Source organism: Acidisphaera rubrifaciens HS-AP3 (genome assembly GCF_000964365.1).
Classification (GTDB): Bacteria; Pseudomonadota; Alphaproteobacteria; order Acetobacterales; family Acetobacteraceae; genus Acidisphaera; species Acidisphaera rubrifaciens.
The window spans coordinates 1-6,099 of the sequence record NZ_BANB01000029.1 but is presented as its reverse complement, the minus strand read 5'-3'; the positions used below and the strand labels follow the sequence as shown (position 1 = coordinate 6,099).

The 6,099-nt window shown below is 71.9% G+C and carries 7 protein-coding genes; 2 read left to right on the top strand and 5 right to left on the bottom strand.

The window, feature by feature from the left end; all coding sequences use genetic code 11:
• Both B8460_RS01015 and B8460_RS01010 read left to right on the top strand, forming a co-directional pair.
• A partial coding sequence (locus B8460_RS01015) for a mechanosensitive ion channel family protein (RefSeq protein ID WP_048859706.1) occupies positions 1-1,232 on the top strand: 1,232 nt, incomplete at its 5' end.
• Entirely contained in the window at positions 1,229-1,981 is a 753-nt protein-coding gene (locus tag B8460_RS01010; RefSeq protein ID WP_048859705.1) for a 2OG-Fe dioxygenase family protein, read from the top strand. The genes B8460_RS01015 and B8460_RS01010, both read left to right, overlap by 4 nt.
• A gap of 35 nt (positions 1,982-2,016) precedes the next feature.
• On the opposite strand, the gene B8460_RS20730 is transcribed toward B8460_RS01010, so the two are convergent.
• From B8460_RS20730 to B8460_RS00985, 5 genes are all read right to left on the bottom strand, one after another.
• Positions 2,017-2,349 carry a hypothetical protein gene (locus B8460_RS20730; protein WP_148360213.1) on the bottom strand — a complete coding sequence of 111 codons (333 nt, stop codon included), beginning with the start codon at positions 2,347-2,349 and terminating at the stop codon, positions 2,017-2,019.
• Positions 2,350-2,568: 219 nt separating this feature from the next.
• Positions 2,569-4,050 (bottom strand): sensor histidine kinase, encoded by a 1,482-nt coding sequence (locus B8460_RS01000; protein ID WP_241771056.1) that lies wholly within the window; start codon positions 4,048-4,050, stop codon positions 2,569-2,571.
• Positions 4,047-4,730, bottom strand: coding sequence for a winged helix-turn-helix domain-containing protein (locus B8460_RS00995; RefSeq protein WP_048859703.1), 684 nt, complete (start codon positions 4,728-4,730; stop codon positions 4,047-4,049). Before B8460_RS00995 ends, B8460_RS01000 begins: the two co-directional genes overlap by 4 nt.
• Before the next feature lie 17 nt (positions 4,731-4,747).
• On the bottom strand, positions 4,748-5,821 hold the full coding sequence (locus B8460_RS00990) for a S1C family serine protease (protein ID WP_307188605.1): 1,074 nt from the start codon (positions 5,819-5,821) through the stop codon (positions 4,748-4,750).
• A gap of 62 nt (positions 5,822-5,883) precedes the next feature.
• Positions 5,884-6,099, bottom strand: a 216-nt coding sequence (locus B8460_RS00985; protein WP_148360211.1) for an ATP-dependent helicase C-terminal domain-containing protein, incomplete at its 5' end; no start/stop codon positions are given.

The window sequence follows — 6,099 nt, the reverse complement described above, 5'->3', positions numbered from 1 at the left end:
AGGCGACGGGGCCAGTCGCCGCGGTCCGCCGCCGCTTCGCCGCGACATGGCACTGGATCGCGCTGTTCTACGACGCGGCGCTCTGGATCATCTGGGCGGTGGAGATCCCGGACGGCTATGCGCGGCTGTGGCGGGTCTTCGTCGGTACGGTGGTCGTGCTCGCCCTGGCGCGGGTGATCATGACAACGGTGCTGCAGGGGCTGGAGACCGTGCTGCGCCCGCGGCCCGAACTCGCGCAGAAATATCCGGGGCTGCAGGACCGGTTGAAGATCTATCAGCCGGTGCTGCGGGCCGGCATCTTCCTGGTCGTCGGCACCTTCACCCTGTTCGGCCTGCTGCAGTCCTGGGGCATCGGCGCGCTGGTCTGGCTGGTGACGAACCCGCTCGGCAACCAGGTGCTGTCGGCGATGGTCACGCTCGGCGTGACCGTGCTGCTGGCGCTGCTGGTGTGGGAGGGCGTCAATTTCGGCTTCCACCGCGAGATCGACCGGCTCTCGCGGCAGGCGCAGCTTGCCCGCGTGGCCCGGCTGCGCACGCTGATGCCGATGGTGCGCACGGCGCTGCTGGCCACGATCCTGATCGTGGTCGGGCTGACGGTGCTGAGCGAGGTGGGCGTCAACATCGCGCCGCTGCTCGCCGGCGCCGGCGTGATCGGCATCGCCATCGGCTTCGGCTCGCAGAAGCTAGTGCAGGACGTAATCACCGGCCTGTTCCTGCTGCTGGAGAACACGATGCAGGTGGGCGACATCGTGGCGCTCGGCGGCCTGTCCGGGGTGGTCGAGGATCTGTCGATCCGCACCATCCGGCTGCGGGCCGAGGATGCGTCGGTGCACATCGTCCCCTTCAGCGCCGTCACGACGGTCACCAACATGACCCGCGACTACAGTCGCGCGGTGATCCGCTGCGGCGTTGCGTACAAGGAAGACTATGACGATGTAGTCGAGGTGCTGCGCGCGATCGTGCGGCAGATGCGCGCCGAGGATGCGTGGCGGCCGCTGATCCTCGACGATCTGGAGGTATGGGGGCTGGATGATCTGGGTGATTCCGCGGTCGTCATCAAGTGCCGGATCATGTGCACGCGGTTCGGGCGGTGGTCGGTGATGCGCGAATTCAACCGCCGCATGAAGCGGCGCTTCGACGAGCTTGGCATCGAGATGCCGTTCCCCCACCGCAAGCTTGTGATCGATCAGACGGTGCTGATCGATCGGGCGGCAGGAAAGAACACGCCATGAATGTTGGGACCGATGCGACGGCGGGCCTGGCCGGGACGCTGCGCCGGGACGGCTTTGCCCTGGTCCGCGCGCCGGACATGCGGGCGCTGCTGGAGGCGCATGGCGGGCTGGAGGACTGGGCCCGCTTCGCCGCGAGCTGGGATGATCTCGGGCTCGATACCTACATGGCCGACGGCGGCCGCTACCGGAAGCGGCGCCATGCCGTGTTCGGCGCGGCGCGGGGCGGCGGTCCGATCCGGCGGCTGCCGCATCAGCCGCATTATCAGAGCCGCGACTACAACCCGCTGAACGGCGGCATCGAACGCTGGTTCGATCCCGTCGCGGCGGAGGTCGGCGAGAGCCGGTCGATGCGCAGCATCCTCGCCCTGTGCCGCGACCTGGCGGACCGGCTGACCCCCGGGCAGTCGTGGCACATCGAATGTCATCAGTTCCGCATCGAGGCGCGGGCCGGCCGCGAGGGGCGGCCGACGCCCGAGGGCAGCCACCGCGACGGCGTCGATCATGTGCTGGTGCTGCTGATCGGGCGCGACAACATGCGCGAGGGCGTCACCACGGTCGCCGCCCCGGATGGGCGCGAACTCGGCAGCTTCACCCTGGCGCAGCCGCTCGATGCGGCGCTGGTGGACGACCTGCGCGTGCTGCACGGCGTGACGCCGATCACGCCGGAGGACCCGGCGCGGCCCGGCCACCGCGACGTGCTTGTGGTCACGTTCCGGCATGAGGCGGGCGGCGACGAGGCTGGCCGGTAGCGATCCGGGCCGGCGCGCCTGTCAGGCGGCGCCTGTCAGGGACGGGGAGCGGCGTCGGGCAGCGTGGCGCCGCCGCCGTCCGGGGCGGCATGCCGCGCGTGCATCAGCAGCACGAGGGCGCGCCGCAGCCGCCGGATGCCGCCGCGGACATTCCCCTCCTCGCACAGGCGCGTGCCCTCCGCGGACAGGCTCACCGCCTCCTGCAGCGGGGGCTGCAGCGCACCCTGTTCCACCTGCGCCAGCTTTTCCTGCAGATGCGTGCAGTAGCGCCCGTCCTCGGTCGTCACCGCCTCGGCGTCGGTGCTGGCAGCGGCGCCTGATGCCGAGCCGCCAACAGGATCGGGAATGATGCGGCCGGCATCGGGCACGGCCGGCTCCTGGCCGAGGACCGGGGCGAAGGCGCCGCCGGCCCCGAGACAGGCGACGGCGACACAGGCAGCGGCCCCCGCGGCGGCCGCGCGCCAGCCGACACGGCGCCGCTGGGCCCGGACGCCGTCCGTGGATGTCACGCCTGTCCCGCCCATGCGCATCTTGGCGATATAGCGCGCCGGCGCTGTCGCGCGGCTGTTCGCTCTATGACAACCTCGTCAGACGGGCACGGTCGCCTGCGCGCCGTGGCGGGGAAGCGACAGCACGGCGCGCAACCCGGGGCCGGCGTCCTCGAGCAGCAGCGTGCCGCCGTGCAGCTGCGCCACCGCCTGTACCAGCGCGAGGCCGAGCCCGGCGCCCGGCGTGTGCCGCGCCGTCTCGCCGCGGAAGAAGCGCTCGGTCGCCCGCCCGCGATCGGCCGGCGGGATGCCCGGGCCGTGGTCGATCACCAGCATGTCCACCCGTTCGGGCTGGGCATGGGCGGCAAGCGTCACGGTGCCGCCGGGCGGCGAGAACTTGATCGCGTTGTCGATCAGGTTGGCCAGCGCCTGCTGCACCATGCCGCGATCGCCATAGACGGCGAGGGCGCCGGGCTGCGTCGGATATTCGGTCAGCAGCGCGAGGCCACGCTCCTCTGCCGCCGCCGCATACAGATCGGCGAGGTCGACGAGCACGGGCGAGAGATCGACGCGGGCAAAGGCGGCGCGGCGCGAGCCGGCCTCGATCTCCGCGATGCGCAGCAGCGCCTGGAACACCGCCACGATGCCGTCCAGGTCGGCGGTCGCGCGGTCGATGGCGCAGCGCAGCTCCGCCTCGGTCGCCGCGTGCAGAGTCGCGTCCTCGAGCCGCGTGCGCGCGCGGGTGATCGGCGTGCGCAGGTCGTGGGCGATGGCGTTGGAGACGGCGCGCACCCCCTCCATCAGCCGGCCGATGCGGTCCAGCATCTCGTTGATCGTGTCGGCGAGCTGGTCGAACTCGTCGCCCCTTCCGGACAGGCGGACCCGGCGCGTGAAGTCGCCGCCGGCGATGGCGGCGGCGGTGTCGGACACGTTGGCGAGCGTGCGGCGGAACAGGCTGCGCACCAGGAGCGCCCCGGCCGAGGCCATGGCCGCGACCACGATCAGCGACCACAGCAGCGCGTCCGTCAGCAGCCCGCGCAGCTGGGCCCGCACCCGCGCGTCGCGGCCGACAAGGAGGTGGAAATCGCCTGGCAGGTCGAACCGCTCGACCCGCGCCCGGCTCGGCACGCCCGCGCGGGTGACGTCGAGCGGATAGGGGACGTTCGCCTCGGTCACGAAGGACGGCCAGATCGGCAGGTTGCCGGCGAGGCGCCGCATGCTCGGCCCGACGACGAGGTAGATCGCGTCGTCGTCCACGTTCTGCGCCAGCCGGTCGTCGATGGTCAGCAGCAGGGCCGGCAGCCCGCCCTCGGTCCAGCGTTCCGACAGGCCCTGCGCGTCGGCGCGGATCGCCGCCTCGGTCTGCCGGTCCAGCAGGCCGGCGGTCGCCCACCACAGGAAGACGCAGAGCGCCGAGGCGCTGAGGGCCAGCAGCAGGGCGTACACGAGGGCAAAGCGGAAGCTCGCCGAGCGCAGCCAGGACGGATGTGTCCCTCGCCGCGCCCCTCCGGCGGCCGCGTGGGGCGGCCGGGGCGGATCGGCCGCGGCGGCCCGGTCGATCGCGGTCGTGGCCGCCGTCACACCGCCTCGGCCCGGAGCATGTAGCCCGCGTTGCGCACCGTGTGGATCAGCGGGGTCGGGAACGGCTTGTCCACCTTCTGCCGCAGGCGCGAGACGTGGACGTCGATCACGTTGGTCTGCGGATCGAAATGGTAGTCCCACACGCCCTCCAGCAGCATGGTGCGGGTGACGACCTGCCCGGCATGGCGCATCAGGTACTCAAGCAGCCGGAACTCGCGCGGCTGCAGATCGATCTTCTGCCCGGCGCGCTTGACCTGCCGCGACAGCAGGTCGAGTTCGAGGTCGGCTACCGTCAGCCGCGTCACCGGCCCCTCGGTCTTGCCGCGCCGCGCCAGCGCCTCGACCCGCGCGAGCAGTTCGGAGAAGGCGAACGGCTTCGTCAGGTAGTCGTCGCCGCCGGCCTTCAGCCCGCGCACCCGCTCGTCCACGTCGGCGAGCGCCGACAGGAACAGCACCGGCACGGTGTTCTGCTGTCCGCGCAGCGTCTCCAGCAGGCGCAGCCCGTCGATGCCGCCGGGCAGCAGACGATCGAGGATCACCGCGTCGAACGTCTCGCTCGCGGCCATGAACAGCCCGTCGCGGCCGTTGTCGGCGTGTTCCACCACGTGCCCGGCTTCGCGCAGGCCGCGCAGCACGAACCCGGCCACGTCGCGGTCATCCTCCACCAGCAGAATGCGCATGCGTCCCGTCCTCCCGTTCAGCCGGCACTGTCGGCCGGGCGATGCCCGACCGTCACCGATACGTCGAATGCCCGTCCGGCGCGCAGCAGCGACAGGTGCACGACGGTGCCGGGCTGCGTCGCCGCGACGGCGCGGATCAGCCCGCGGGCGGTATCCACGTGGTCGCCGTTGACGGCCGTCACGATGTCGCCCGCACGCACGCCGGCGCGTGCCGCCGGTCCCTGCCGGTCGACGCCCGCGATGGTGACGCCGCTCACCTTGCCCGCGGCGTCGGACTCCGACACCGACACGCCGAGCCAGCCGCGATCGATATGGCCCTTGGACCGCAAGTCGGCCACGATTCCCTCGACGATCTGCGACGGGATCGCGAAGCCGATGCCGACCGAGCCGCCGGTCGGCGAGACGATGGCGGTGTTCACGCCCACCACCTGTCCGTCGAGGTTGAAGGTCGGACCGCCGGAATTGCCGGGGTTGATCGGCGCGTCGAGCTGCAGGAAGTCGTCGAACGGGCCGGCGCCGATGTCGCGCCCGCGCGCCGAGACGATGCCGACGGTGACGGAGCCGCCGAGGCCGAACGGGTTGCCGGCGGCGAGGATCCAGTCGCCCACCTCCACCGCGCGGCTGTCGCCCCAGCTCACGGCGGGCAGCGTGTGCCCGGCGTTGACCTTGATGACGGCGATGTCGGTGAGCGAGTCGGTGCCGATCACGGTCGCCGGCAGCTCGGTCCCGTCGGAGAGCGACACCACGATCTTCGCCGCGTGGCCGACGACGTGGTTGTTGGTGACGATGACGCCGGACGGGTCGATGACGAAGCCCGAGCCGGCGCCGAGGATCTGTTCGCGCCGGTCGCGGAACCGGTCGCGGAACTGCCGCTCGAACGGCGTGCCGCGCAGCTCCGGCGGCAGGTCGGCCATCACGTCGTTGCCGGACACGACCTCGGTCACCGCGATGTTGACGACCGAGGGCAGCACCTTCTTGACCAGCGGCGCGAAGGTCGCGGGCGCGGTCCCGGCGCTGGCGGTGGGGGTGCCGCTGCTGCAGGCGGCGAGGCTTAGGCCGAGCACGAGCGCGCCGAGGGTGCGACGGGACATGGCGGCGGCACTCATGCGGCGTTTACTCCGTTCCGTCGCGCATGCATCGCACGAAAGGTTTGTCATGAACCAGATGGCCTGCCGCGATGATGGCAGCGAGATGAGGATTCGGCAGGGTTTTCCGGCCAGTCGTGCTTCGGATAGCGGCCGCGCATGTCGCGGCGCACGTCGGCCCAGGCGCCGGACCAGAAGCCGGCGATGTCGCCCGTGACCGCGACCGGCCGCCCCGCCGGCGACAGCAGCGCGAGGCGCAGCGGCACCCGCCAGCCCGCAAGCAA